The organism is Streptomyces sp. Je 1-79 (assembly GCF_025195125.1).
Lineage (GTDB): Bacteria > Actinomycetota > Actinomycetes > Streptomycetales > Streptomycetaceae > Streptomyces.
The window spans coordinates 472,996-497,868 of sequence record NZ_JAMGSL010000003.1 but is presented as its reverse complement, the minus strand read 5'-3'; the positions used below and the strand labels follow the sequence as shown (position 1 = coordinate 497,868).

23 protein-coding genes are annotated in these 24,873 nt (G+C 73.0%); 13 read left to right on the top strand and 10 right to left on the bottom strand.

From position 1 onward, the window contains the following. Positions 1-232 precede the first annotated feature (232 nt). Genes M5362_RS07670 through M5362_RS07660 form a run of 3 tightly spaced genes read left to right on the top strand, consistent with a single transcriptional unit; the run spans position 233 to position 3,359 of the window. Positions 233-2,356, top strand: coding sequence for a PIG-L family deacetylase (locus M5362_RS07670; protein ID WP_308354861.1), 2,124 nt, complete (start codon positions 233-235; stop codon positions 2,354-2,356). A 60-nt stretch (positions 2,357-2,416) separates the two neighbouring features. Further along, positions 2,417-2,917 (top strand): pyridoxamine 5'-phosphate oxidase family protein, encoded by a 501-nt coding sequence (locus tag M5362_RS07665; RefSeq protein WP_260226573.1) that lies wholly within the window; start codon positions 2,417-2,419, stop codon positions 2,915-2,917. Between the two features lie 10 nt (positions 2,918-2,927). Continuing rightward, positions 2,928-3,359, top strand: a complete 432-nt coding sequence (locus tag M5362_RS07660) for a VOC family protein (protein ID WP_260226572.1) — start codon at positions 2,928-2,930, stop codon at positions 3,357-3,359. Positions 3,360-3,380: 21 nt separating this feature from the next. Here the strand turns inward: M5362_RS07660 and M5362_RS07655 are convergent, their stop codons facing one another. The 3 genes from M5362_RS07655 to M5362_RS07645 all read right to left on the bottom strand — a co-directional run bounded on the left by M5362_RS07655 (position 3,381) and on the right by M5362_RS07645 (position 6,330). Continuing rightward, the gene (locus tag M5362_RS07655; RefSeq protein ID WP_260226571.1) at positions 3,381-3,881 is read right to left on the bottom strand and encodes a GNAT family N-acetyltransferase; all 501 of its coding nucleotides are present in this window, start codon (positions 3,879-3,881) and stop codon (positions 3,381-3,383) included. 68 nt (positions 3,882-3,949) lie between these two features. Further along, positions 3,950-4,732: a sulfite exporter TauE/SafE family protein gene (locus tag M5362_RS07650; RefSeq protein WP_260226570.1), complete on the bottom strand. Its 783-nt coding sequence runs from the start codon at positions 4,730-4,732 to the stop codon at positions 3,950-3,952. 236 nt (positions 4,733-4,968) lie between these two features. Then, positions 4,969-6,330, bottom strand: coding sequence for a glutamine synthetase family protein (locus tag M5362_RS07645; protein ID WP_260226569.1), 1,362 nt, complete (start codon positions 6,328-6,330; stop codon positions 4,969-4,971). A 225-nt stretch (positions 6,331-6,555) separates the two neighbouring features. On the opposite strand from M5362_RS07645, the gene M5362_RS07640 reads away from it, so the two are divergent. From M5362_RS07640 to M5362_RS07625, 4 genes are all read left to right on the top strand, one after another. Next, the gene (locus M5362_RS07640; protein WP_260226568.1) at positions 6,556-6,936 is read left to right on the top strand and encodes a hypothetical protein; all 381 of its coding nucleotides are present in this window, start codon (positions 6,556-6,558) and stop codon (positions 6,934-6,936) included. A gap of 79 nt (positions 6,937-7,015) precedes the next feature. Continuing rightward, positions 7,016-7,669, top strand: a complete 654-nt coding sequence (locus M5362_RS07635; RefSeq protein ID WP_260226567.1) for a DUF3105 domain-containing protein — start codon at positions 7,016-7,018, stop codon at positions 7,667-7,669. Positions 7,670-7,671: 2 nt separating this feature from the next. Continuing rightward, positions 7,672-8,307, top strand: coding sequence for a DUF305 domain-containing protein (locus tag M5362_RS07630; protein ID WP_260226654.1), 636 nt, complete (start codon positions 7,672-7,674; stop codon positions 8,305-8,307). A gap of 129 nt (positions 8,308-8,436) precedes the next feature. Next, entirely contained in the window at positions 8,437-8,856 is a 420-nt protein-coding gene (locus M5362_RS07625; protein WP_260226566.1) for a CBS domain-containing protein, read from the top strand. A 24-nt stretch (positions 8,857-8,880) separates the two neighbouring features. Here M5362_RS07625 and M5362_RS07620 read toward each other — a convergent pair whose 3' ends face one another. Beyond that, the gene (locus tag M5362_RS07620; protein ID WP_260226565.1) at positions 8,881-9,735 is read right to left on the bottom strand and encodes an alpha/beta fold hydrolase; all 855 of its coding nucleotides are present in this window, start codon (positions 9,733-9,735) and stop codon (positions 8,881-8,883) included. Then, positions 9,732-10,565, bottom strand: a complete 834-nt coding sequence (locus M5362_RS07615) for a DUF998 domain-containing protein (RefSeq protein ID WP_260226564.1) — start codon at positions 10,563-10,565, stop codon at positions 9,732-9,734. Before M5362_RS07615 ends, M5362_RS07620 begins: the two co-directional genes overlap by 4 nt. 185 nt (positions 10,566-10,750) lie before the next feature. On the opposite strand from M5362_RS07615, the gene M5362_RS07610 reads away from it, so the two are divergent. Both M5362_RS07610 and M5362_RS07605 read left to right on the top strand, forming a co-directional pair. Beyond that, complete coding sequence (locus tag M5362_RS07610; protein ID WP_260226563.1) at positions 10,751-11,623, top strand: DUF4190 domain-containing protein; 873 nt, start codon at positions 10,751-10,753, stop codon at positions 11,621-11,623. Between the two features lie 66 nt (positions 11,624-11,689). Then, positions 11,690-13,450: an NAD+ synthase gene (locus tag M5362_RS07605; RefSeq protein WP_260226561.1), complete on the top strand. Its 1,761-nt coding sequence runs from the start codon at positions 11,690-11,692 to the stop codon at positions 13,448-13,450. Here M5362_RS07605 and M5362_RS07600 read toward each other — a convergent pair. Further along, positions 13,416-14,651: an MFS transporter gene (locus tag M5362_RS07600; protein ID WP_260226560.1), complete on the bottom strand. Its 1,236-nt coding sequence runs from the start codon at positions 14,649-14,651 to the stop codon at positions 13,416-13,418. The genes M5362_RS07605 and M5362_RS07600 overlap by 35 nt on opposite strands. 160 nt (positions 14,652-14,811) lie before the next feature. Continuing rightward, positions 14,812-15,834: an endonuclease/exonuclease/phosphatase family protein gene (locus M5362_RS07595; protein ID WP_260226559.1), complete on the bottom strand. Its 1,023-nt coding sequence runs from the start codon at positions 15,832-15,834 to the stop codon at positions 14,812-14,814. A 311-nt stretch (positions 15,835-16,145) separates the two neighbouring features. Between M5362_RS07595 and panB the strand changes: the two genes are divergently transcribed. From panB to M5362_RS07580, 3 genes are all read left to right on the top strand, one after another. Beyond that, complete coding sequence (panB, locus tag M5362_RS07590) at positions 16,146-17,009, top strand: 3-methyl-2-oxobutanoate hydroxymethyltransferase (protein ID WP_260226558.1); 864 nt, start codon at positions 16,146-16,148, stop codon at positions 17,007-17,009. Positions 17,010-17,198: 189 nt separating this feature from the next. Beyond that, positions 17,199-18,191 carry an ATP-binding cassette domain-containing protein gene (locus M5362_RS07585; protein WP_260226557.1) on the top strand — a complete coding sequence of 331 codons (993 nt, stop codon included), beginning with the start codon at positions 17,199-17,201 and terminating at the stop codon, positions 18,189-18,191. After that, complete coding sequence (locus M5362_RS07580) at positions 18,188-19,051, top strand: ABC transporter permease (RefSeq protein ID WP_374214421.1); 864 nt, start codon at positions 18,188-18,190, stop codon at positions 19,049-19,051. Before M5362_RS07585 ends, M5362_RS07580 begins: the two co-directional genes overlap by 4 nt. A gap of 49 nt (positions 19,052-19,100) precedes the next feature. Here the strand turns inward: M5362_RS07580 and M5362_RS07575 are convergent, their stop codons facing one another. Next, positions 19,101-22,898, bottom strand: coding sequence for a BTAD domain-containing putative transcriptional regulator (locus tag M5362_RS07575; protein ID WP_260226556.1), 3,798 nt, complete (start codon positions 22,896-22,898; stop codon positions 19,101-19,103). Between the two features lie 99 nt (positions 22,899-22,997). Between M5362_RS07575 and M5362_RS07570 the strand changes: the two genes are divergently transcribed. After that, positions 22,998-23,792 carry a site-2 protease family protein gene (locus M5362_RS07570; RefSeq protein WP_260226555.1) on the top strand — a complete coding sequence of 265 codons (795 nt, stop codon included), beginning with the start codon at positions 22,998-23,000 and terminating at the stop codon, positions 23,790-23,792. 26 nt (positions 23,793-23,818) lie between these two features. Here M5362_RS07570 and M5362_RS07565 read toward each other — a convergent pair whose 3' ends face one another. Continuing rightward, the gene (locus tag M5362_RS07565; RefSeq protein WP_260226554.1) at positions 23,819-24,061 is read right to left on the bottom strand and encodes a hypothetical protein; all 243 of its coding nucleotides are present in this window, start codon (positions 24,059-24,061) and stop codon (positions 23,819-23,821) included. 24 nt (positions 24,062-24,085) lie between these two features. After that, complete coding sequence (npdG, locus tag M5362_RS07560) at positions 24,086-24,784, bottom strand: NADPH-dependent F420 reductase (RefSeq protein WP_260226553.1); 699 nt, start codon at positions 24,782-24,784, stop codon at positions 24,086-24,088. Positions 24,785-24,873 lie beyond the last annotated feature (89 nt).

Sequence of the window (24,873 nt, the reverse complement as noted above, 5' to 3'; positions counted from 1 at the left end):
GCGTATCCGCAGCCGGTGGCCCGGTCGCCCCGGGGCGCGCGGCCCGCCCCACGGAAGCCATGGCCTTCGTTTCGCCTCAGATCACACGTGACGCCTCACACATTCCTCACCGTTCACCCGCGATGAACCGTATTCCTTATAGGTCCGTCTTCCTGACGCACGCCACCTGATCCGTTCTTTGAAAGCGCACACACAGCAGATGCCCGTCCGCCGCCGCCTCCGTCCTGTCTCCGTGCTGACGACGACCGCCGTCGTCGCCGGTTCCTTCGTGGGACTCCTCCAGCTGACCTCCGGCTCCGTCCTGGGGGCCCCGGCGACCGGGAGCCGGGCGGCGGAGCCCACGCCCGCGGTGAAGCAGGCCGGGAAGAACAGCGTCGAGCGGGCGGGGAGCAAGGACGCGGATCCGTCCCGTACCCCCGAGGTCTCCGTGGCGCAGATCGTGGCCCACCCGGACGACGACCTGTACTTCATGAATCCGGACACCGCCCAGTCGATACGCTCCGGCCGGCCCCTGACCACGGTGTACCTGACCTCCGGCGAGTCGGACGGCGTCAACGCCCCGCGGGGCGCCGCCGAGCGGCCCGGGCCCGACAAGGCCGGCTTCGCCGCGGCCCGGCAGAACGGCATACGCGCGGCGTACGCCGAGATGGCCACCGGCAGCCGCACCAGCCCCTGGGACCGCGTGTCCGTACCCACCGTCGGCGGCGGGGCCGCCGAGCTCGACACCCTGCGCGCCGCACCGCAGATCAGCCTGGTCTGGCTCCAGCTGCGCGAGGCCGGCGCCATCAACGCCGACCGCCCGCACAGCCTCAACGGCCTGTGGAACGGGCGGGTCCCGGTCCTCGCCTCCCAGCGCGCCACGGGCACGCCGGTCGCCACGGACTTCACGTACAGCAAGCACCAGGTGATCGAGGCGCTCACCGGGCTCCTGAAGCGGATCCGCCCCACCTTCGTCCGGATGCAGGACCCGACACCGGGCCTCCACCCGGAGAGCGGGAAGTTCAGGGACCACCAGGACCACCTGTACGGCGCGCGGTTCGCCCAGGCGGCACTGGAGCGGTACGCGGCGGCGGCGGGGTCCCGCCCGCACTTCGGCGTGCAGAACTACCTCGGCTACCCCACCGGCTCGCTGCCGCACACCCTCGACCCCGCGTCGGCCGAGGCCAAGCTGCGCACCGTGAGGACGTACGCCTGGTCGGACGGGATCAACGACTGCGCCGACCCGGCGGGCTGCGGCGATCTCAAGGTCGCGGGGCGGCCCGCCGGCGACGGCTGGACCCAGACCGTCCGGTACGCCCGGGGCACCTCCACCTCCTGGGTGCAGCGCGACGCGGACGGCGCTCTGCACGCCTTCTCGGTCCTCGACGGGCGCCTCGCCGTGTGGACGAGGCCCGCGGGCACGGCCGCCGAGTGGCGGGGGCCGGTCCTCCTCCCGGGCGAGGGCCTGGACAGCGGCGTGACGTCCGTACGCCTCCCGGACGGGCGGATCTCCGTCTTCGGTACGCGGACGACGATCGGCGGGTCGGCACGGTCGTACGACCGTGAGGTCGTGACGACCGAGCAGGCCGCCCGGGGCGGCGCGTTCGGGCCGTGGCGGTCGCTCGGCACCCCGGAGGAGAGCGACGCCCGGGGCACCTCCGACATCAGCGCCCCGACGGTGGCGGTGGACGGCTCCGGCCGGGCCACGGTCGTGGTGCGCGACAGCGGCCACCGGCTGACCGCCCGCGAGCAGCGGCCCGACGGCGGCTGGGGTCCCTGGCGGCAGCTGAGCGGGCCGGCCACCGAGGCCGTCCACGGCGACCCGGTGGCGACGACGGACGCGGCGGGCCGCATCCATGTCCTCGCCGGCACCGCCACGACCGTCCTCACCTGGTCGCAGGAACACCCGGGCGCCCCGCTGGGCGGACCGCGGCCCACCGGTCTGCCGGCGACGACGCTGGCGTTGAACGCGAGCCCTTCGCCGGACGGGCAGGGCGTACGGCTCTGGTTCCGCAAGCCCGCCTCGGGCGACCTCCGCACGGCCGACCTCCCCGGCACGGGCGGCGGCCCCGCGTCACCGGTCACCGAACTGGCGGGCGGCGTCGCGGGCTTCGGCCCGGTGGGCGGCGGACCCGGCATGCTGGCGGTCCGCGCCCGTACGGGTGTCCTGGCGACGGCCCCCGAGGCGCTCGGGCGGGCGGGCACGGGGACGGTCACCGGGACCGGCGGGGGCGGGCGCACGGCCGCGACGCCGCTGTGGACGCTGCAGAACTTCCTCTTCTCGGGCGCGCCCGGCGGGGTCGTGGACGGGGTGGCGGCGATGGGTCTGGACGGGACGCTGCACTGGACGCCGGCGGCCACGCCCGCGGTGCGATGAGTCCGGGGCGGGTCCAGGGTCTTACGTACGGACACCCGTACCTCTGGAGAGGGAGCCGCCATGACCCCCGTACCGACGCTGGACGCCCGTTTCAGTGACCCGAAGGCCCGCCCCGCCGAGTGGTCGGCGGCGGCCGGCCGGCTGGCCGAGGCCGAAGTCTTCTGGCTGACCACCGTCCGCCCGGACGGGCGCCCGCATGTCACCCCGCTGATCGCGGTCTGGTCGGCGGACGCGCTGCACTTCTGCACCGGCCCCGACGAGCGCAAGGCGCGCAACCTGGAGGAGAACCGGGAGGTCGTCCTCACGACCGGGACGCCCTCGCTCGGCGAGGGGCTCGACCTGGTGGTGGAGGGCGAGGCCGTGCCGGTGACGGACGAGGCGCGGCTGCGGGTGCTGGCCGACGCGTATGTCGGGAAGTACGGACCCGATTGGCGATTCGACGTGCGCGACGGGGCGTTCGTGGGCGACGGTGGGACCGCCCTGGTGTTCGCCGTCGCGCCGCGCACGGTGTTCGGCTTCGCCAAGGGCGAGCCGTTCGGCCAGACCCGCTGGCGTTTCTGAGGAGACCTCCATGAACTGGACGCTCGAAGTCGTCCTCGTCCCCGTGACCGACCTCGACCGGGCGAAGGAGTTCTACGGCGACAGGTGCGGCTTCACGGTCGACCTCGACACGGAGGTCGCGCCCGGGATCCGCATCATCCAGGTGACGCCGCCCGGCTCGCGCTGCTCGATCTCGATGGAGAGCGGCATGCCGCCGATGCCCGGCACGAAGCCGATGGCCCCGGGCAGTCTGCAGGGCCTCCAGCTCTGCGTCACGGACATCGAGGCGGCGCGCGAGGAGCTGGCGGGGCGGGGCGTGGACGTCACGCCGATCCGCCATGTCGGGGCCACGGGCTGGGAGGACGGCAAGGGCGAGACGTGGAACTCGTTCATGACCTTCACGGACCCGGACGGCAACGGCTGGGTGGTCCAGGAGGCCCCGTCGGAACTCTCGGAACGCTGAGGGGAGGGGCGGGGCAGCCGCTCAGGTCCTCGGCGGGAAGGCCACCAGGTAGTACCGCACCCGCTCGTCCTCCCCCGCGTACCGCATTCCGGCCGCCTCCATGACCCTCTGCGAGGCGACGTTCCCGAGATCGGCGTCGCCCTTGGCGCCGGCGGCCCCCTGGTCGCGGGCCAGGGCGAGGAGCGCGCGCAGCGCCTCCGCGGCGTACCCCTGCCCCCGCACGCCCGGAATCAGCCCGTACCCCACGGTCACGAACCGCCGGCCGTCGGGCGGCCCGTGAAACCCGATCCCCCCGATGGCGACCCGGTCCACCCGCCGCCGTATCTCGTACGCCCCGAACACCCCGGGGTCGCCATGGGTGACGCACCCGTTCAGGAACCCCCGCGCCCCGGCGATGTCCCCCTCGGCGGGATACCCCTCGGCCCACCGGTCCCCGGGGGCGGGGGCCATGCCGACGATGCGCTCGGCCTCGTCGGGGGTGAGGGGGTGCAGCGCGAGTCGCTCGGTCAACAGCTCATCCATACAGGCTGGCTACCAGCCGCCCACCACCCGGCGCAGCCGCTTTTCCGGCCGATCCTGCCCCCCGCGCGTCAGTACAGCGCCTGGACCGCGTACATCGCGCCGAGGGCGGCGGCGAGGGTGCCGAGGAGGAGACGGAGCGCGGTCTCGGGCAGGCGGGGCTGGAGCCGGGCACCGAGGTATCCGCCGACGAGCCCACCCGCCCCGCAGGCCAGACCCAGCCACCAGTCGGGCGCGACGGGACCGGAGCTCGCCGGGGCCAGCACGGCGTACGCGGCGGCGCCGACCACGGAGGTGCTGAAGGTCGCGGCGAGCGTCGCCGGTGCGACGCGGGCCATGGGCATGCCGCGCGCGGCGAGGACCGGCCCGAGCAGGGAGCCGCCCCCGATCCCGTAGATCCCGCCCACCGCTCCGACCGTCAGGGCGAGGACGGCGAGCGCCTTCGGCGACGGCTCGGCCCCGTCCGGACGCTGCCGGGGCGGGCGCAGCGTGCGCAGGCACAGCCACGCGCCGAGAGGCAGCAGGAGGGCGGCGACCAGCACCCGGAAGACGCCCGGGCCGGGCAGGGCGAAGACCCGGACGGCGGCGCCGGCGACGACACCTGGCAGGGTCCAGGTGACGAGACGCCGGGCGAGGCCGGCGCGCAGGGCGCCGTCGCGGCGGTACCGCCACAGGGCGCCCGGCCCGGCCACCACGTTGAAGAGCAGGTTGGTCGGCGTGACCGCGGGGCTCGGGACCCCGAGGACGCTGAGCTGGACGGGGAGGAGGAAGACCGCGCCGGACACACCGACCGGAGCGGTCACCGTCGAGATCAGCAGACCGGCCGCGAACCCCGCCCAGATCGTCCAGTCCACCCTCGCACCCCTCGTCGACTGCCGGGACAGTATCGACGGCCCGCGCCCGTGGGCGCGGGCCGTCAACGAGATGTTCACGAGCACCACGCGCGATCCGGCCCGAGGACGGCCCAGGGCGGGTGAGACGGCTCAGGGCCGGTGAGACGGCCCAGGGCGAGGGAGACGGCTCAGGGCCCGGTGAGACGACTCAGGGCCGGCGGCTGCGTGCCACCGGCCCTGACCGTCCCTGCCCGCGCCTACAGCACCGGCAGGCTCTTCCGCAGCTCGAAGGCGGTGACCTCGGAGCGGTACTCCTCCCACTCCTGCTTCTTGTTGCGCAGGAAGAAGTCGAAGACGTGCTCGCCCAGCGTCTCCGCCACCAGTTCGCTCTTCTCCATCAGGGCGATCGCCTCGCCCAGGTTCTGCGGCAGCGGCTCGATGCCCATCGCGCGGCGTTCCGCGTCCGAGAGCGCCCAGACGTCGTCGTCCGCGCCCGCCGGGAGTTCGTAGCCCTCCTCGATGCCCTTGAGGCCCGCCGCCAGGAGGACCGCGTAGGTCAGGTACGGGTTGGCGCCCGAGTCGATCGAGCGGACCTCGACGCGGGACGAGCCCGTCTTGCCCGGCTTGTACATCGGGACGCGGATCAGGGCCGAGCGGTTGTTGTGGCCCCAGCAGATGTACGAGGGGGCCTCGCCGCCCGCGCCCGCGCTGCGGGCCGAGCCGCCCCAGATGCGCTTGTAGGAGTTGACCCACTGGTTGGTGACGGCCGAGATCTCGGCCGCGTGCTTCAGCAGACCGGCGATGAACGAGCGGCCCACCTTGGAGAGCTGGTACTCCGCGCCCGACTCGTAGAACGCGTTGCGGTCGCCCTCGAAGAGGGAGAGGTGGGTGTGCATGCCCGAGCCCGGGTACTCCGAGAACGGCTTCGGCATGAACGTGGCCTGCACGCCCTGCTCCAGCGCCACCTGCTTCATCACCAGGCGGAAGGTCATGATGTTGTCCGCCGTGGACAGCGCGTCCGCGTACCGCAGGTCGATCTCCTGCTGGCCCGGCGCGCCCTCGTGGTGGGAGAACTCCACCGAGATGCCCATCGACTCCAGCATCGTGATGGCCTGGCGGCGGAAGTCCATGCCCACGTTCTGCGGGGTGTGGTCGAAGTAGCCGGAGTTGTCGGCCGGGGTCGGCTTCGTGCCGTCCAGCGGCTTGTCCTTCAGCAGGAAGAACTCGATCTCGGGGTGGGTGTAGAAGGTGAAGCCCAGGTCCGAGGTCTTGGCCAGAATGCGCTTGAGGACGAAGCGCGGGTCCGCGAAGGACGGGGAGCCGTCCGGCATCAGGATGTCGCAGAACATCCGGGCCGTGCCCGGGGCCTCCGCGCGCCACGGCAGGATCTGGAACGTCCCCGGATCCGGCTTGGCGATCATGTCCGACTCGTATACACGGGCGAAGCCCTCGATGGCCGAGCCGTCGAAGCCGATGCCCTCGTCGAACGCCTGCTCAAGCTCGGCGGGCGCCACGGCCACCGACTTCAGGAAGCCCAGCACGTCGGTGAACCACAGCCGCACGAACCGGATGTCGCGCTCTTCGAGCGTCCGGAGGACGAATTCCTGCTGCTTGTCCATTTCCACACCCATCTTTGCTGGTCAGGCCGCCTGTTCCCACCGCCTCGGGCACATCGGGGGGCACCTGAGCATCCCACCACATGGTTTCGCGCACGTTGCACACCCATAGTGCCTGCTCGGGTGTGACTCAGGTAACGGTGGACCGGCCGGTTCCGTGCGTCTGTTCCCCTCACAGTTGCCCCCGACTCCCCACTCCCGGCCCTTTGGCCACTACGATCTCCGCACATGGGGGGCCCTCCACTCGTACGCCTGTCCCGGCGCGCGCGTCCCATGGCACTGGCGAGTGCCGTGGCGACGCTCCTCGCCGCGCTCTTCGTCTGTCTGGGTGCGGGCGACACGGCCGCCGCCCATCACGAGTCCGCGCCGGCGCACGAGCGGGTCACGGCCGCGGTGGACGAGTACGTCTGCCCGTACGACCGCGGCGGCTGCACCCTCTTCCCCGCACTGAGCCCGGCGGTGCTCACCGCGCCGCCGCTCGACCCTCCCCCGCACACGGAGGGCCGGCTCCCGGGCCTCGTACCGGCGTACGACACCGGTCGGGCACCCCGTCCCGGCGCGCAGCCCCGCGCGCCGGACCTGCACGTCCTTCAAGTACTGCGGACGTAGCCGGCGGGCCGCATCCGCCCACCCCCGGCTCACGCCCGACGCCTGACGCCACCCCACATCCGAGAAGGACGACATCACCATGGCCGCCAACCGCTCCTCCAACGCCGACCGCCGCGCCCGAATAGAGGAGATGCGCCGCGCCGAGCAGGCCCGCGAGCGCCGCAACCGCTTCCTCACGATCGGCATCTCCGCCGTCGTCGTCCTGAGCCTCGTCGGCTTCGGCGGCTACGTGCTCAACCAGCAGTCCGAGAAGAAGGAAGAGCAGGAGGCCGCCGCCAAGGCCCCCATCACGGACGAGAAGTCCTGGGACGCCAAGAAGCTCGGCCGCAACCACGTGACCACCCCGGTCACCTACGAGATGAAGCCCCCGGTCGGCGGTGACCACGACCAGGTCTGGCAGAACTGCGACGGCGACGTCTACACGACGAAGATCGCCGAGATGAACGCCGTGCACTCGCTGGAGCACGGCGCCGTCTGGGTCACGTACAGCAAGAAGGCCGCCGAGGCCGACGTGAAGAAGCTGGCCGAGAAGGTCGGCAAGACCCCGTACTCGCTGATGAGCCCGGTCGACGACCAGGCCGGCGCGATCATGCTGAGCGCCTGGGGCAAGCAGGTGACCGTGGACAGCGCGAGCGACCCGCGGATCGACGCGTTCTTCACCAAGTACGTGCAGGGCCCGCAGACCCCCGAGCCCGGCGCGGCCTGCACCGGCGGGGTCGGAGCGGCCCAGTGAGGCTGACCCGCACGCACGGGGCCTCGATCGCGGCCGTCGTCCTCGCGCTGCTCTTCGCCGGAGGCGCCGTCACCGTCGCCTCCGCCGAGCGCGACGAGGCGCCCGCGTCCCCCGTGTCGCGGTCGGCGGACGCGGGCTTCGCCCGTGACATGTCCGTCCATCACCAGCAGGCCGTCGAGATGTCGTTCATCGTCCGGGACCGCACCGAGGACGAGGAGGTGCGCCGGCTGGCGTACGACATCGCCAACACCCAGGCCAACCAGCGCGGCATGATGCTGGGCTGGCTGGACATGTGGGGCCTGCCGAAGGTCGAGTCGGGGACCGAGCCGATGTCCTGGATGGGCATGGGCGGGCACGGCGACACCGGTCCGCTCGACGGCGCGCTGATGCCGGGCATGGCGACGAAGACGGAGCTGGACCGGCTGCGGAAGGCCAGTGGCAGGGAGGCCGAGGTCCTCTACCTCCAGCTGATGACCGACCACCACAAGGGCGGCGTGCACATGGCCCAGGGCTGTGTGGACCGGTGCTCCGTGGACGTCGAGCGGAACCTCGCGCAGGGCATGGTCGACGCCCAGGAGTCGGAGATCGCGCTCATGGCGGATCTGCTGAAGGCTCGGGGCGCGACACCGCGCGCCTGACGCCACCCCGCCCCACGGCACGCGCCGGCCCCCGTGACCCCAGCGGTCGCGGGGGCCGCCGCGTACGCGGACAATGGTTGACGCTCGGGGACGTACGTACGACGACGTTCTTACGGAGGTACGCACCCCATGACCACGGCGAAGGACATCATGCACCCCGGGGCTCAGTGGATCCCCCGGCACGAGACTCTCGACCGCGCGGCGCAGCTGATGCGCGACCTCAATGTGGGCGCGCTGCCCATAGCCGACGAGAACGAACGGCTGTGCGGCATCATCACGGACCGCGACATCGTGGTCGGCTGTGTCGCCATGGGCCATGACCCGGCGAAGGTGACCTGCGGAGAGATGGCGCACGGCACGCCGCGCTGGATCGACGCCGGTTCGGATGTGGGTCAGGTTCTCGACGAGATGACGGGGCACCAGATCAAGCGGCTCCCGGTCATCGAGAACAAGCGCCTCGTGGGGATGATCAGCGAGGCCGACCTGGCGCAGCATCTCAACGACGAGCAGATCAAGGAGTTCTGCGCGACCGTCTACGCGACGTCCTGACCGAGGGTTCCGCGCCGCCACGCCTCACCGGAACAGCGCGCCCGTCCACGTGACGTCCTGATCCCGTACCGCGCGCGCCACGGCGTCCGGGCGGTCCCACATCATCAGATGGCCCGACGGTTCGACCGCCTCGTAGCGGGCGTCGAGCCGCCGGGCCAGTGCGCGCTGGCGCCGCGCCCAGCGGGCGGAACCGTCGGGGGCGGCGAGGACGGTGACGGGGCGGCCGGGTGGCAGCGGGAAGCGCTCGCGCAGGGCGAGGAGTTCGGCGGCGACCGCGCGGTAGTGGGTGTTCTCCAGGAGCGTGCCGTGCAGCACGCGTGAGGTGGAGTAGACGCGGCGGACGAGGTCGGCGGGTGCCGGGTCCCCGCCGCCGGCGCGGGAGAGCCGTACGGTGGCGTGCCGGACGGCCGGGCCGAGGGCGGCCGGGGCTCCGGCGGCCGAGAGCAGGCTGCCGAGGCCGCGGGCGGCGGCGGTGCGCAGGGCGGGGGCGGCGGGGGTACGGGCGTGCTCCTCGACGGACGGGTCGACGAGGACGATCCCGGCGGTGCGGCCCGGGTGCAGCCGGGCGAAGGCCTCCGCGTGGAACCCGGCGATGGAGTGCCCGACGACAGTGACGGGCCCCGTCTCGTCCAGCGCGTCCAGGAGGCCCGCGATGCGGTGGGCCTCGCCCGCGGCGCTGGGCGGCACGGCGGCGGGGGCGGAGAGGCCGTGGCCGGGGCGGTCGAAGCGGACGACCGTGCGGTGGGGGGTGAGCAGCGGGACGACCTGGTCCCAGTCGAACCAGCTCATTCCGAGGCCGGCGCTGAGGACGCAGACGGGTCCGGCGCCCTCGGTCACGACGTGGTGGGCGACGCCCCCGACCCGTACGAACACGCTCACGTTCTCTCCCTGGCCACGGAGACGGCGAGTACTGCGAGCCAGACTGCCACGAGGAGGACCTGCAGCCGCTGGCCGGCGCCGAGCGCCCAGTTGCCGCCGCCCGTCTCCGACGCGGCGACGGCGGCCAGGGTCCAGGCGGTGGCGGCGAGTTCGAGGACGACGAGAACGGAGCCGGTGCGGCCGAGGAGCCGGGGAATTCCGTAGCGGCGGGCCGCGAGGGTCAGGACGACCATGGCGGCCAGGGCGGCCGTCATGGCGAGGCCGGAGCTGACGACGTGCGCCGTGTGGGTGGCCGGGACGAGCCCGGCGGCCTCGCGCGCGGCGCACTCCGGGTCGACGGTGGGCGAGCAGCTGAGCGGCAGCCGGGAGTCGAGCGCGGTGGCGGCCCCGAAGACCGCGAGGGCGACCCAGCCGAGGAGGACGAGCCGACGGGTCCGGCGGGCCCCTGATCCGGCCGTACCCGGCCCTGCGGCGGAGCCGGTTGAGGGCCTCCGCATGCGGGACCCGGATCCGGCCGTACCCGGCCCTGCGGCGGAGCCGGCCTCCGGGCGTGCCTCGCCGGGGCCCGTGGCGTCGTGTGTGTCCCGTCGTGTCGCCCACAGCGCCGTCGTCGCCGCCGCGAGGACGAGAAGGCCCGCCGTGAGGTCCGCCGCGCGGAAGAAGCCGCCGAAGGGCTGGTCGGTGGCGGCGAGTTCGGAGACGTACGTCCGTACGGGGTCGAGCCCGGTACGGACGACGGCTTCGAGGACCCAGGCGCTGTACGCGAGCGCGCCGAGCGCGAGAAGCGCGGCGGTGACGCGCGCGGCACTGCCGGGCAGGGAGGGGGACATAGTGGTACGGATGCTATGCGGGCGCCTTCGGGTCCCGGCGGCCGGGGTGGGCATGGCCCGGACATTTCCACGGTCCCGGCGCCGCCGCGCCCGGCTTCACCCACACCGGTCGATCACAAAATCCGTGGCTCCTCCATAATCAGCTGGCTTAACGTCAATCCCTCAGCCATCTCGGAGGATGCCGCATGACCACGCCCACGAACACCCCCGGCCAGAACCCCTGGGGGCCGCCGGCCGGCGTGCCCGGGATGCCCGGGATGCCCGGGATGCCGCCGCAGCCGCCGTTCCAGCAGCCGCGCAACGGACTCGGCGTCACCGCTCTGGTCCTCGGCATCGTGGGTCTGCTCTTCGCGCTCTTCCCGTTCTCCTTCTGGCTCGGGGCGATCCTGGGCGTGCTGGCCCTCATATTCGGCATCATCGGCCACTCCCGCGCCCGCAAGGGTGAGGCGACGAACAAGGGGATGGCACTCACGGGCCTCATCCTCGGCGCGGTCTCGATCGTCGTCTCGATCGTGTGGCTGATCGTCGTCGCCACGGCGGTGAAGGACATCGCCGACGACATCGACGAGGAGATCAAGAAGCAGGAGAAGGCCAGCGCCGCTCCGGCCGATCCCGGCACGGACGACGCCCCGGAGGCCGAGCCGACCGAGACCGCCCCGGCGGCGCTGAAGTTCGGCGAGGCCTTCACGTACCCGGACGGGGTCAAGGTCACCGTCTCCAAGCCGCGTGCCTACAAGCCCGACCAGTTCGCCGCCGGCCACACCAAGGGCAACAGCGCGTTCCAGGTGACGATCACGATCGTCAACGGCAGCGACAAGGCCATCGACGTCTCCACCGCCCTGCCGGACGCGAGTGACGCCCAGGGCGCCCAGGCCGAGGCGATCTTCGACGGAAGCAACGCGACCGAGATGTTCCGCGGCAAGGTGCTCCCGGGCAAGCAGGCCAAGAGCGACTTCGCCTTCTCGCTCCCCGCGGACGCGGACGACGAGATGCAGATCGAGGTGGGCCCGACGGTCGTCGAGTACGAGAACGCGATCTGGACCGGCTCGACCAAGTAGGACACGGCAGCGCCCGGACATGACGTCGCCAGGACATAGCGTCGGTCTGACGATTACACTGGGCCCGTGCCTCAACTACGCCTCGCTCTGAATCAGATCGACTCGACCGTCGGCGATCTCGCCGGGAACGCCGAGGCGATCGTCCACTGGACCCGGCACTCCGCCGAGCAGGGCGCGCATCTGGTCGCGTTCCCCGAGATGGTGCTGACCGGCTACCCCGTCGAGGACCTCGCGCTGCGCTCGTCCTTCGTCGAGGCGTCCCGGGACGCCCTGCGGGCGCTCGCCCGGCGCCTCGACGCGGAGGGGTTCGGTGAGCTCCCCGTGATCGTCGGCTATCTCGACCGTTCGGACCGCGCCGAGCCCCGGCTCGGCCGGCCCGCCGGATCCCCCGAGAACGCCGCCGCCGTGCTGCACCGCGGAGAGGTGGTGCTGCGGTTCGCCAAGCACCACCTCCCCAACTACGGCGTCTTCGACGAGTACCGCTACTTCGTCCAGGGCGACACCCTGCCCGTCGTCCGGGTCCACGGTGTCGACGTGGCGCTCGCGATCTGCGAGGACCTGTGGCAGGAGGGCGGCCGGGTCCCGGCGGCCCGCAGCGCCGGCGCCGGGCTGCTGCTCTCGGTCAACGCCTCGCCGTACGAGCGGGAGAAGGACGACACCCGGCTCGAACTCGTCCGCAGGCGCGCCCAGGAGGCGGGCTGCACGACCGCCTATCTCGCGATGATCGGCGGCCAGGACGAGCTGGTCTTCGACGGCGACTCGATCGTCGTCGACGCGGACGGCGAAGTCGTCGCGCGCGCACCGCAGTTCTCCGAGGGCACGGTGATCCTCGACCTCGACCTGCCGGCCGCCTCGCCCGACGCCCCGGAGGGCGTCGTGGACGACGGGCTGCGGATCGACCGCGTGATCCTCGCCGAGGAGCCCCTCCCCGCGTACGAACCGGAGCTGACCGGCGGCTACGCGGACCGGCTCGACGACGACGAGGAGGTGTACTCGGCGCTGGTCGTGGGGCTGCGCGCGTACGTCGCCAAGAACGGCTTCCGCTCGGTCCTCATCGGCCTCTCCGGCGGCATCGACTCGGCGCTGGTCGCCGCGATCGCCTGCGACGCGGTGGGCGCGCAGAACGTGTACGGCGTCTCCATGCCGTCCAAGTACTCGTCGGACCACTCGCGCGGCGACGCCGCCGAACTGGCCCGCCGCACGGGCCTCAACTTCCGTACGGTGTCGATCGAGCCGATGTTCGACGCGTACATGGGCGCGCTGGGCCTGACCGGCCTCGCGGAGGAGAACCTCCAGTCCCGGCTGCGCGGCACGACGCTGATGGCGATCTCCAACCAGGAGGGTCACATCGTCCTCGCGCCGGGCAACAAGTCCGAGCTGGCGGTGGGGTATTCGACGCTGTACGGCGACTCGGTCGGCGCGTACGGACCCATCAAGGACGTCTACAAGTCGACCGTGTTCCGGCTGGCGCGCTGGCGCAACCGGGCGGCCGAGGAGCGCGGTATGACGCCGCCGATCCCGGAGAGCTCGATCAGCAAGCCGCCCAGCGCCGAGCTGCGCCCGGGTCAGGTCGACACCGACTCGCTGCCGGACTACGACGTCCTGGACCGGATCCTCGCGATGTACGTCGACCGTGACCAGGGCAAGGACGCCATCGTCGCGGCCGGCTTCGACGAGGAGCTGGTGGCGCGGACGCTGCGGATGGTGGACACGGCGGAGTACAAGCGGCGCCAGTACCCGCCGGGCACCAAGATCTCGGCGAAGGGCTTCGGCAAGGACCGCCGGCTGCCGATCACGAACCGCTGGCGGGAGACGACGAGCCGCTGACGGCCCGCTCGACGGCCGGGGCGCTTCCCGCGACGACGCGGGAGGCGCCCTCGTGCGTACGCGGACGGTCCAGCAGGCCCGCCACCGCGGCGATCGCCAGGCCGACGACGGCGAGGACCGCGCCGACGAGGGTCGGGGAGGTCCAGCCCCAGCCGGCCGCGACGGCCGCGCCGCCCGCCCAGGCGCCGCCCGCGTTGGCCAGGTTGAAGGCGGAGTGGTTGGAGGCGGAGGCGAGGGTCGGCGCGTCCTTGGCCTTGTTCATGACCAGCATCTGGAGCGGGGTGGTGGTCATGAAGCCGACGGCGCCGAGGACGACGACGGTCACGAGCGCCAGCCACGGCACATGGATCGTGAAGCGGAAGGCGACCAGGACGAGCGCGAGGGCGGCGAGGGAGCCGTAGAGCGTCGGCCGGAGCGCACGGTCGGTGAGCGGGCCCGCGGCGAGCGCGCCGGCCGTCATGCCGATGCCGAAGAGGGCGAGGACGAGGGTGACGGAGGACTCGCCGAAGCCCATGACCTCGGTGGTCATCGAGGCGAGGTAGGAGTAGACGGCGAAGACGCCCGCGAAGCCGAAGACCGCGGTCACCAGGCCCAGCAGCACCTGCGGCCGGCCGAGCGCGCGCACCTCGCGGCCCAGGCTCTGCCGCTCGTCGACGGGGACGTACGGCACGAGCCGGGCGAGCGCCGCCATGGCCAGGAGGCCGATGACGGTGACGACGAGGAAGGTCGCCCGCCAGCCGAGGTGCTGGCCGAGCAGGGTCGCGGCGGGTACGCCGAGGATGTTGGCGACCGTGAGTCCCAGGAACATGGTGGCGACCGCCCGCGCCTGCCGGCCCTCGGCCACGAGCCGTGCGGCGACGACGGCGCCGACGCCGAAGAACGCGCCGTGCGGGAGCCCCGCGAGGACCCGGCCCGCGACCAGCCAGCCGAAGCCGGGCGCGAGCGCGGAGGCCAGGTTGCCGACGACGAAGAGCGCCATCAGCAGGAGCAGCATCTTCTTGCGCGGCACCCGGGAGCCGAGGGCGGTGAGCAGCGGGGCGCCGATGACGACGCCGATCGCGTACGCGGAGACGAGGTGTCCCGCGGTGGGGACGGAGGTGCCGAGGTCGTCGGCGACATTGGGCAGCAGGCCCATCATCACGAACTCGGTGGTGCCGATGCCGAAGGCGGAGACGGCGAGCGCGAACAGCGCCAGGGGCATGGGAGAAGCCTTTCCAGAGAATAGTTCGTCGACTGAACAAATACTCTCAGGCGGAATGTTCCCGGTGGCTTCCCCCAGGTGAAGGGGAGGTATCGACCCGGACGCGGATCGGAGTCGGCCGTGTTTCCGGGGCCGGGCTCCGCTCCGCGCCGTCCGCGGATCAGAGCTTCACGCGCGCCGCGATCGGCAGGTGGTCGCTCTCCGTCCGCGGCAGCGTCCACGAGGACATCGGCTCCACGCCCTTCACCAGGATCTGGTCGATCCGCGCCATCGGGAACGAGGCCGGCCAGCTGAAGCCGAAGCCGTCGCCCGACGCGCCCTGCGTGGAGCGCATCTGCGCGGTGACGGCGTTGAGGGAGCGGTCGTTCATGGTCCCGTTGAGGTCGCCGAGCAGGACGACCCGCTCGTGGGACTCGGCGGCGATGGCCTCGCCCAGCAGGTTCGCGCTGTTGTCGCGCTGGTTGGCGGTGAAGCCCGCGTTCATCTTGACCCGCACGGACGGGAGGTGGGCGACGTACACGGCGACCTCGGCGTCGGGCGTGGAGACCGTGGAGCGCATCGCCCGGGTCCAGCCCATCCCGATGTCGACCGCGGCGGTGCCGTGCAGCGGGTACTTGCTCCACAGGCCGACCGTGCCCTGCACGGAGTGGTGCCTGTACGTGCCGGCCAGGGCCTTCTCGTAGACCGGGACCATCTCGCCCTTGAGCTCCTCCAGGGCGACCACGTCCGCGCCGGACTCGGCGATCTGCCGGGCCGTGCCCTCGGGGTCGGCGTTGTCGGCGTTCACGTTGTGGGTGGCGACCGTGAGGTCGCCGCCCGGCTCGGACTTGTCGGTGATCAGCCCGCCGAAGAGGTTCGCCCAGACCACGGCCGGCAGGAGCAGGGCGATCAGCGCGGTCGCGGAGCGCCGCAGCAGGGCCAGGGCCAGCAGGACCGGCACGAAGACGCCCAGCCAGGGCAGGAAGGTCTCGTTGAGGCTGCCCAGGTTGCCGATCCGGTTGGGGATCTCGGTGTGGAAGACCATCAGCAGCGTGAGGAGCACCGCGCAGACGGCGAGCAGGATCCCGCGGCGCCAGATGCCGCGGTCGCCGCGCAGGCGGTCGAGCGCCGATCGGAACCGGGACCCGGAGCGCTCGTCCCCGGCGCCGCCGTTCTCCGTCTCCGCCATGTCCACCCGCGCCATCACTCAGTCCTCACTGCCTTGCCGTCGTGCTGCCTTGCCCCGCGACCCGACGTCGACACTAGGTGATGCCGGGCCCTCGGTACTGCCACGAGGGACGACAGGGCCGCGCGGCGGGTTCCCGCAGGTGGCGCCTGGCGGGGGTGCTGTGACAGAACGCGCACATTCGTACGTACGCGCTGAAAATCTCCTGTCGTGACGGTGTGAAGAGCGCCACTTCGCCGCACTTCCCCCGCCACGGCGGGAAGTGCCACCATGGATGTGGTCCGGGGACGCCGTCAGGGCGCCTCGAGATGACGAAGGAGCCGTTCACCATGACCCTTCAGCCTGCCCCGACGCAGTCCCCCGACAGCAGCAAGGCGCTGTACGGAGGCAAGGGCACGCGCCGTATCACGGTCCACGACATCACCGCGGCCAAGGCCCGCGGCGAGAAGTGGCCGATGCTCACCGCCTACGACGCGATGACCGCGTCCGTCTTCGACGAGGCCGGCATCCCGGTCGTCCTCGTCGGTGACTCCATGGGCAACTGTCATCTCGGCTACGACACCACCGTGCCCGTCACGATGGACGAGATGACCCTCCTGTCGGCCGCCGTCGTACGGGGCACCAAGCGCGCCCTCGTCGTCGGCGACCTCCCCTTCGGCTCGTACCAGGAAGGGCCCGTCCAGGCCCTGCGCAACGCGACCCGGCTCGTGAAGGACGCGGGCGTCGGCGCGGTCAAGCTGGAGGGCGGCGAGCGTTCGCTGCCGCAGACCGAGCTGCTCGTCCAGGCCGGCATCCCGGTCATGTCCCACCTGGGTCTGACCCCGCAGTCCGTGAACACCATGGGCTACCGGGTGCAGGGCCGCACCGACGAGGCCGCGCACCGGCTGCTCAGCGACGCCAAGGCGGCCCAGGACGCGGGCGCCTTCGCCGTCGTCCTCGAACTCGTCCCGGCCGAGCTAGCCGCCGAGGTCACCCGCTCCCTGCACATCCCCACCATCGGCATCGGCGCCGGCCCGCACACCGACGCCCAGGTCCTCGTCTGGACCGACATGGCCGGGCTGACCGGCGGCAAGGTGCCGCGCTTCACCAAGCAGTACGCGAACCTCCGCGAGACCCTCGGCGACGCCGCGCGGGCCTTCGCGGAGGACGTCACCGGCGGGGCGTTCCCCGCCGAGGAGCACACCTTCCACTAGGCCCTGCCCAGGCGGCACGGGCTTGCGGACGCGGGTCGCGCGCGAGGTGCGCGCGGCCCGCGTCCTGCCGTGTGCCAGGCCGTTCCCGGTGGGCCGCAGACCACTCGTTCCGGCGGCTGTCGTCGCGGTGTCGGGCTCCTGTCGGTCTTCTGTCGGTGCGTTGTCGGTGGCGGCTGCTCTCATAGGGGCATGACGCGATCCGCACACAACGCCGTCGAGGTACGAGGCCTCGTGAAGCACTACGGCGAGACGAAGGCCCTCGACGGGGTCGACCTCGATGTCCGGGAGGGCACGGTCCTCGGCGTGCTCGGCCCGAACGGCGCCGGCAAGACCACGCTCGTCCGCTGCCTCTCCACTCTGATCGTCCCGGACTCCGGGACCGCCACCGTCGCCGGGTACGACGTGGTGAAGCAGCCCCGCCAGCTCCGCCGCACGATAGGCCTCACCGGCCAGTATGCCTCGGTCGACGAGAAGCTCTCCGGCTGGGAGAACCTCTACATGATCGGGCGGCTGCTCGACCTCTCCCGCGCGGACGCCCGCCGCCGGGCCGACGAGCTCCTGGAGCGGTTCTCGCTCACCGAGGCCGCCAAGCGGCCCGCGATGCAGTACTCCGGCGGTATGCGCCGCCGGCTCGACCTCGCCGCGTCGATGATCGGCCGCCCGGCCGTCCTCTACCTGGACGAGCCGACGACCGGCCTCGACCCGCGCACCCGCAACGAGGTCTGGGACGAGGTCAAGCAGATGGTCGCCGAGGGGGTGACCGTGCTGCTCACCACGCAGTACATGGAGGAGGCGGAGCAGCTCGCGAGCGAGCTGACCGTCATCGACCGGGGCAAGGTCATCGCCAACGGCAAGGTGGACGAGCTCAAGGCCCGCGTCGGCGGCCGCACGCTCACGATCCGCCCGGTGGACCCGGCCGACCTTCCCGCGATGGCGGCTGCGCTGCGCGAGTCGGGCCTGGACGGCATCGCCGGCTCGTCCGTCGTCCCCGACGAGGGCGCGCTGTACGTCCCGATCCTCAGCGACGAGCAGCTGACCGCCGTCGTGGGCCTGCTGGGCACGCGCGGCTTCGGCATCGCGCACATCGGCACGCACCTGCCCAGCCTGGACGAGGTCTTCCTCGCCATCACGGGCGAGAAGACCACCGTTTCCGACACGACCCCCGAGGAGGTCGCCGCGTGAGCACCACGACGACCACAGAGCTCACCAAGACCCCCGTCGGCGCGCCCGGGCCGTCGCCGGTGCGTCCGCACCCCGCCGGCGAGGGCCGGATCGGGCTGCGGGCCAACCTCCGCCACATCGGCGCGCTGGTGCGGCGCAACGCGCTGCAGATCAAGCAGGACCCGGAGTCGATGTTCGACGCGGTCCTGATGCCGATCATCTTCATCCTGCTGTTCGTGTACGTCTTCGGCGGCGCGATCTCCGGCAAGGGCAACAACGACGCGTACGTGAACTACGTGACCCCCGGCCTGATGGCGATGATGGGCATGAACATCTCCATGGCCGTCGGAGTGGGCGTCAACGACGACTTCAAGAAGGGGGTGATGGACCGGTTCCGGACGATGCCGATCGCGCGGTCCTCCGTCCTCATCGCGAAGATCGTCGTCGAGATCGGCCGCATGCTGATCGCCACCGCGATCCTGCTCGGCACGGGCTTCCTGCTCGGCCTGGAGATCAAGACCTCGGTCCTGCACCTCTTCGGCGCCATCGGCCTGTCGATGGTGTTCGGCGCCTCGCTGATGTGGATCTTCATCCTGCTCGGCCTCACGATGAAGACGGCCCAGGCCGTCCAGGGGATGGCGATGCTCGTGCTGATGCCGCTCCAGTTCGGCTCCTCGATCTTCGCACCGACGTCCTCGATGCCCGGCTGGCTGGAGGCCTTCACGGACTACAACCCGCTGTCGAACCTCGCCGACGCGGCCCGCGCCATGATCAACGGCACGCCCGTGGGCGACTCGGTGTGGATGACGCTGGGCTGGGCCGTGGTGATCACGGCTGTGACGGCTCCTCTCGCGGTCGCCAAGTTCCGCAAGAAGACCTGAGCCGTAGGGGGTTCGGGGCTCCGGAGGAGTTCGGGGCTCCGGACCGGAGCTACGCGCGCCCGTTGATCGCGTCGGCGCGTACGACCAGGGCGGTGGCCTCCTCCAGGGAGAGGCCGCCGCCCTCGGCGTACGCGGCCGCGAAGGCCTCGTCACCGAGGACGGAACGGGCGGTCTCCGTGGCGCGTGCCAGGTTCTGCTGCTCGGTCGGCGAGAGCAGATGGCCCTCCGGGACCAGACCCGGCTGGGCGCCGAGGAGCCGGCCCGCGACGACGGCGCCGGGGCCGCCGAGGCCGGCGAGGGCCCAGGCTGCGGTGACGAGGTGGACGGCCGGCATCTGCGGGGCGACCATCATCGACAGCGTGCCGAGGGACCGGTCGAGGGCCTCCCGCGCGAGGGCGAGCGCCGAGCCGTGCCGCCCGTCGAGGTTGTCCAGCCAGCCCAGGCTCCCGAGGGTGAACCCGCCGAAGATCGACAGGGTCTCGGAGCTGAAGTCGTCGAGGAGCGCCGTCAGCTGTTCACGGGCCTCCGCCGTGCGTCCGGTGCGGCCGAGCAGCATCGCCAGGAACAGCCGGGCCGCCAGCATCGGTTCGTGCCCGCGGTTCTCCCCGGCCGCCAGGACCTCGCGGAGGATCGCCTCGGCCTCCTCGGCGCGACCGGTCACGGAGAGCATGTCCGCGTAGCGGGCGCGCAGCAGGGCCGTCTGGGACTGGGCGCCGATCCGCTCCGCGTAGCCGATGGCGGCGGCGAAGTCCTCGGCGGCGCCCTCGAACCGGAGCTGCCTCTCGCGGGCTTCGCCGCGCGAGGAGAGGGCCTCCGCCGCGCCCCAGGCGTCGTCGAGGCGGACGAAGATCGCCAGGCTCTCCTCGGCGTCGGCCGCCGCGCTTCCGGCCCAGTCGGCCCGGTTGGCCAGCAGGTTGGCGCGCAGCTGGAGGGCGTTGGCGAGCTCCCACTCGTACCCGAAGGCACGACACGCCTCGACGGTGGCGTCGAGGGCGTCGCGCATCGTGCCCGGCTCCCCGACGAGCAGGATGGCGAAGACGGCGAAGGAGCCGGGCAGCCGGCAGGTCTGCGGGAGCCCCGGCCGGTAGACCTCGGTGATGCGGCGCAGCCGCTCCCCGCCCTCGGGTGTGGTCCAGCGGCCCGTCTCGTAGTCCATGTTGAGCAGCTCGATCAGCCGCACCCCGCGCCGCGCCTCCCAGAGCTGCGCCTCGTCGAGGGGCGGCGGCGCGGCGGTGCAGGGGGCGTGGAGCGGTACGACGGGGGCCGCGGGCGGCGCGAAGGGATCGGGCCCGAGGGCGGCGACGGCCTCGGCCCAGTGCAGGGCTTCGGCCCGCAGGTCGCGCAACTGCCAGTACCAGAGCAGGCAGTGGACGAGGACGAGCGCCTCGTGCTCGTCGCGTACGGCCACGGCGCGGCGCAGGGCGGTGCGGAGGTTCTCGTGCTCGGTCCGGAACCATGCCATCGCGCGGAGCTGGCCGCCGCCGCGGAGCTGAGGGTCGGTGACACGGGCGAGTTCGCGGTAGTGGAGGAGGTGGCGCCGCTCGATCTCGGCCCGCTCCCCCGCTTCGTCGAGCCGCTCGCCGGCGTACTCGGCGACGGTCTCCAGGAGCCGGTAGCGCATGGTCCCGTCGTCGGTGGGCGCGGCGACGACCAGCGACTTGTCGACGAGCGAACCGAGCACGTCCAGGGTCTCGGCGCTCGGGACGGCGGGCGTGGCGGGGCGGCCGGGAAGGCCCGGGGCCGCCGGACCGACGGGTTCCGTGCAGACCGACTCCGCCGCCTCCAGGTCGCAGCCGCCCGTGAAGGCGGACAGCCGGCGCAGGACGGCCCGTTCGGGCACGTCGAGCAGTTCCCAGGACCAGTCGACGACGGCCCGGAGGGTCTGCTGCCGGGGCAGAACGGTACGGGCTCCGGAGGTGAGGAGGCGGAAACGGTCGTCGAGGCGGTCGGCGATCTGGCGTGGCGTCAGCAGCCGCAGCCTCGCCGCCGCGAGCTCGATCGCGAGCGGGAGGCCGTCGAGGCGGCGGCAGATCTCGGCGCATGCCTCGGGGTCGTCGCCGGGGTCGAAGCCGGGCCGGGCCGCCGCCCCGCGCTCCCCGAGGAGCCGCAGCGCGCTCTTGGGCGGCAGCGGCTCCACGGGCCGCAGGAACTCCCCGGGGACGCCGAGCGGTTCGCGGCTGGTGGCGAGGACCGTCACGCCCGGGCAGCGGGCCAGGAGCGACTCCGCGAGGCCGGCCGCCGCGTCCACGACGTGTTCGCAGTTGTCCAGGATGATCAGCAGCCGGCGCGAGGCGCAGTGCTCGACGAGGCGTCCGAGCGGGGTGTCGGTGCCGCGCAGCTCCTCGGCGCCCGCGCCGCGCAGCACGGTCTCGCGCGCCCCGACGGCGCCGAGCACGGCCTCGGTGACGGCCTCGGGGTCGGTCACGGGCGCGAGTTCGGCGAGCCAGACGCCGTCGGGCCAGGCCCCGGCGCCGGCGGCGCGCTCGGCCCCCTCCTGCGAGAGCCGGGTCTTCCCGGCGCCGCCGGGACCGAGCAGGGTGACGAGCCGGCTGCCGTGCAGGTCCTCCCGGAGCTGGGCGATGTCCTGGTCCCGCCCGACGAAACTGGTGAGCCGCGCCCGCAGGTTCCCGAGCCGGGGCGGGGCGCCGGGGCGTCCCGGACCCCCGAGGGCCTCCGCCCCGGGCCCGCCACCCGGGCCAGGCGCCGGGTTCGGCGCCTGGCCCGGACGGGCCGGACGGGCAGCGCGGCCGGCGTCGGCGCTTGGGCCGGTGGCTCCGGAGGAGGAGCCGGGGGTCCCGGAGTCGCCCAGCCTCGCAGAGCCCTGGGCCGAGCCGGGGGCCCCTGGGCCGCCCGGCCTCGCGGACGCCGCCCGGCTGGCGTCGGCGCCTGGGCCGGCGGCCCCTGGCCCACCCGGCCCCGCAGGGTCCTGAGCCCAGCCGGTGGTCCCGGTCCCACCCGGCGCCGCAGGGCCGCCGGTGGCGCCCCGCGGCCAGTCGGCGCCACGCGGCCCGCCGGGGGCGGGAGCGGGCCCCCGGTGGCCCCGCCCCTCGGCCGCTGTCGCCGCTCGCGCGCCGAGGTCGCCCCGGGCCGGTGCGACGGGTTCGGGGGCCACGTCCCGTACATCCCGCGTCGGTGACAGCAGCTCCGCGTGGAGCGTCCGGAGGGACGGGGACGGGTCCGTGCCCAGCCGGTTCGCCAGGTCGCGGCGGAAGGTCTCGTACGCGGCGAGGGCCTCCGCCGCGCGCCCCGTGTCGCGCAACGCCCGGATCCGCAGGGCCTGGAGGGGTTCGTCGAGCGGGTGCGCCTCGCAGAGGGCGGCCAGTTCGGGGAGGACCGACGCGCCCTCCCCGACCGCGAGGGCCGCGCCGAAGCGGGCCCGGCGGGCGTCCAGGCGGCGGGTCTCCCAGCGGGCCGCCTCCGCCGTGCGGTCCGGCAGGTCCGCGAGCGCGGGCCCGCGCCATAGTCCGAGCGCCTCGTCGAGCAGCTCCCCCGCCCGCGCCGGGTCACCCGCGCCGAGCGCCCGTACGCCCTCGCCCGCCAACCGCTCGAAGCGGTGCGCGTCCACGTCCTCGGGGCCGGCCGCCAGCCGGTAGCCGCCCGGGGACGACTCCACGGCCTCCCGCCCGAGCGCCCGCCGCAACCGTCCCACCAGGGCCTGGAGCGCCGCGCCGCCGTCGGCCGGCGGGGCCCCGTCCCACACCTCGTCCACGAGGACGGCGACCGGCACGGTCCGCCCGGCCCGCAGCGCCAGGACGGTCAGCAGCGCGCGCAGCCGCGCCCCGCCGAGCGCGACGGGGGTGCCATGGACGGTGTGGACCTGGGTAGGGCCGAGGACGGAATAGCGCACAGGCCCTATTCTCCGTGAGCCGGGGATCTTCGCAGGAACTCACCCCCGCCCCGGCACGTTTCCCGCACACACCCCGCCGCGCCCCAGGGAGTCCCCCCGATGACCACGGCCACCACCCGTAGCCACGAGCGCAGGATCAGCCCGGTCTTCCTGGCGATCCTCGCCGTCATGGCGGTCACCGGCTGGGCCGTGTGGAGCGGTTTCGCGGCCTCCACCGGTCTGGCGATCTTCCTGTTCGTGACGTCGGCGTGGGTCGTCTCGCTCTGTCTCCACGAGTACGCGCACGCCCGCACCGCGCTCCACGGCGGGGACATCACGGTCGGCGCGAAGGGGTATCTCACCCTCAATCCGCTCGCCTACACCCATGCCGTGCTGAGCATCATCCTGCCGGTGCTGTTCGTGATCATGGGGGGCATCGGTCTGCCCGGCGGCGCGGTCTTCATCGAACAGGGCCGGATCAAGGGGCGCTGGAAGCACAGCCTCATCTCGGCGGCGGGCCCGCTGGCGAACGTGCTGTTCGCGATCGTCTGCACGGCGCCGTTCTGGCTGGACGCGCTGGACGGCGTCCCGCTCGCGTTCCAGTTCGCGCTCGCCTTCCTGGCGTTCCTCCAGGTGACGGCGGCGCTCCTGAACTTCCTGCCGGTTCCGGGCCTGGACGGCTACGGGGTGATCGAGCCCTGGCTGTCGTACGGGATCAAGCGGAAGATCGAGCCCTACGCGCCGTACGGCTTCTTCGTCGTGATCGGGCTGCTCTTCGTACCGGCGGTCAACGGCGCGTTCTTCGACACGATCGACGCGCTGATGCGGGCACTCGGCGTGCCGGAGCTCTCCCGCTACTGCGGCTCGAACCTCTACCGCTTCTGGGAGGGGACGCCGGAGGGCTGCGAGGTCTAGGCCGAGGGGGACGCCCGGCGAGGCCCCTACGCGGTCTCGGCGGCGCGCGCCGCCTCGGTCCTCGCGCGGCGGATGTAGTACCAGGCCATGTTCGAGGAGAGGCCGGCGAGCAGGACCCAGACGATGCCCAGCCACATGCCCGCGGCGAAGGAGACGACGGCCGCGACGACGGCGAGGGCGCAGACGGCGAGGGCGTAGAGAGCGAGGCGGGGCATGGGGGTCGGCTCCTGTCCGGGTACGGCTGATGGTGCCCGTCCAGTGTCCCCCATGCCTGCGCCCGTCCGGGCACGCGGTCAGACGTCGGTGACCCGCAGCCCCGCGTGGGCCTTGTAGCGGCGGTTGACCGAGATCAGGTTGGCGACGAGCGACTCGACCTGGTGGGCGTTGCGCAGCCGGCCGGCGAAGACGCCGCGCATGCCGGGGATGCGGCCGGCGAGCGCCTGGACGATCTCGACGTCGGCGCGCTCCTCGCCGAGGACCATCACGTCCGTGTCGATCTCGTCGATCGAGGGGTCCTGGAGCAGCACGGCGGAGAGGTGGTGGAAGGCGGCGGCGACCCGGGACCCGGGCAGCAGGGCCGCGGCCTGCTCGGCGGCGGAGCCCTCCTCGGGCTTGAGGGCGTAGGCGCCCTTCTTGTCGAAGCCGAGCGGGTTGACGCAGTCGACGACGAGCTTGCCGGCGAGTTCCTCGCGCAGCGACTCCAGCGTCCTGGCGTGCCCGTCCCACGGGACGGCGACGATCACGATGTCGCTGCGGCGGGCGCACTCGGCGTTGTCGGCGCCCTCGACGCCGAGGCCCAGCTCTTCGGCGGCGGTCCGCGCGCGGTCGGCGGCGCGGGAGCCGATGATCACCTTCTGCCCGGCCTTGGCGAGGCGGTAGGCGAGGCCGCGGCCCTGGTCGCCGGTCCCGCCGAGGACGCCGACGACGAGGCCGGACACGTCGGGGAGGTCCCAGGGGTCCTTGGGGGCGGGCTTGCTGTCAGTCGTAGTCATGGCCTCGACATTACTGGCCGGTCCGGCCGTCCGTTTCCCGTACGGCCGGACTTCCCGTACGGGTGGAGCCCTCTTCAACCGCCCCTCAC